The 1877-nt window shown below is 40.2% G+C and carries 2 protein-coding genes; one reads left to right on the top strand and one right to left on the bottom strand.

Features of this window, described 5'->3' with window-relative positions; all coding sequences use genetic code 11:
- Positions 1-63 precede the first annotated feature (63 nt).
- Positions 64-462, bottom strand: a complete 399-nt coding sequence (tnpA, locus tag H9653_RS12305; protein WP_068405507.1) for an IS200/IS605 family transposase — start codon at positions 460-462, stop codon at positions 64-66.
- Positions 463-545: 83 nt separating this feature from the next.
- Here tnpA and H9653_RS12300 point away from each other — a divergent pair, with 83 nt between their 5' ends.
- Positions 546-1853 carry an RNA-guided endonuclease InsQ/TnpB family protein gene (locus H9653_RS12300; protein ID WP_191692580.1) on the top strand — a complete coding sequence of 436 codons (1308 nt, stop codon included), beginning with the start codon at positions 546-548 and terminating at the stop codon, positions 1851-1853.
- The last annotated feature ends 24 nt before the right edge of the window (positions 1854-1877 follow it).

Raw genomic sequence — 1877 nt, 5'->3', positions numbered from 1 at the left:
ATCTATCAATCTAACGAAAGAGGACTCCACCCGACGCTAGGGTGGAGGTGAATTTCGTATAGCCTAACTCTGCTGATTTTGAATGTATTGCTTAATAATCTCCAACGGCGCTCCGCCACATGAGCCGGCAAAGTAAGAGCGTGACCACAAAACAGGCTTATTATAAGCCGCCCTTAAGTCAATGAAGTTGGCTCTCATTCGCCGGCTTGTGACCGACTTTAGATTATTAACCATCTTACTTAGTTGTACCGTTGGTGGGTATTGAATTAGCATGTGAACATGATCGCCTTCACCGTTACATTCCTTGAGTTCCGCACCAAAATCCTTGCATATCTCAGCAACAACTTCTTTAAAGTATTGACGATGATTATCAGCTAAAACCTTTTTGCGATACTTAGTGATGAATACTAAATGCACATGCAGATTATAAGCAGAATGACGGTTTTTATATATCTCACTCATTGTAATAAATACCCTTTAGTGTTTATTTTATATAGTATAACATGGTGTAAATAACGAACACACTGACCAATAAAGCATTCATTATGAAAATTAATAAAGCGTACAAATTTAGGCTTGAGCCTAATGCAGAACAAGAGGTTATCTTAAATAACCTTGTTGGTTCTGCACGTTTTGTTTGGAATCAAGTGCTTGCGGTATCGTTTGAGATGTTTGCTAAAAATGAGTTTATTAATGCAACCAATTTGGTTAATAAAATCATGGATATTAAAGCAAATCCTGAGTTTGCCTTCTTAAAAACAAGCTCTAACGCGGTGTCTTTACAACAAAAAATTCGTGATCTCGCTTCTGCTTGGTCACGCTTTTTTGACTCTAAAGTTCATGCACGATTGAAAGAGAATAAGAAAAAACCTAAAAAGCCTAAGTTCTTCAAGCTTGCTGATGGCACAGAAATCCAATTACGCCCGCTTATGCCGCGCTTCAAGCGCAAATCAGATGGGTGTGATTCAATACGCTTGGTACAGTTTGATAAATATTGCCGTGTTGAAGGCAATCGTGTCAAACTACCGAATGGTGTAGGTTTTGTAAAGTTTAGAAAATCTCAAGACATTCTTGGGATAATTAAAAACGTCACCATCAGCAAGAAATCCGGTCATTGGTACGTGTCGTTTGGCACTGAGCGAGAGTTGGAACAGAACCCAATTCACCCTTCTAAAACCGCCATTGGTATTGATTTAGGTGTCAGTAAATTAGTTACCGGCTCAAACGGTCAGTGCTTTAAACCTAAGAGCAGCTTTAAAGCCAATCAAGGCAAACTAGCAAAGCTACAGCGCCAATTAAGTCGTAAGGTCTTATTTAGCCAAAATTGGAAAAAGCAAAACCGTAAAATCCAAAAGCTTCACCATCACATTGCCAATATTCGCCATGACTACTTGCATAAAATCAGCACTGACATCAGCAAAAACCACGCCATGATTGTCTGTGAGGATTTAAAAGTAGTTAATATGTCGGGATCTGCAAGCGGGACTCTTGAAAATAAAGGTCGCAATGTCAAAGCCAAGTCAGGATTGAACAAATCAATTCTTGATCAGGGTTGGTCGATGGCGCTGACTATGCTTGAGTATAAACAGCAATGGCAAGGCGGGTTACTGATTAAAGTAAACCCGCGTTATACAAGCCAAACCTGCTTTGAATGCAAGCATGTTGCAAAAGAAAATAGACGTACCCAAGCAAAATTTGAGTGCGTTGAATGTGGTTATATTGCGAATGCAGATGTTAATGCAGCTCGTAATATTCTTGCGGCAGGACATGCCGTTTTGTCTGTGGAGGGAGGATGCAGTAAAGGTCGCCCGTTGAAGCAGAAAACTTGCGACGGTCGTGAGAAAGTCGCCTAAGAGCTTTTGCTTTTAGAATCCCCC

This window comes from Psychrobacter communis, from assembly GCF_014836505.1.
Classification (GTDB): domain Bacteria; phylum Pseudomonadota; class Gammaproteobacteria; order Pseudomonadales; family Moraxellaceae; genus Psychrobacter; species Psychrobacter faecalis.
Note: the sequence above shows the minus strand (reverse complement) of the source record. Positions and strands in the feature narration are given on the sequence as shown.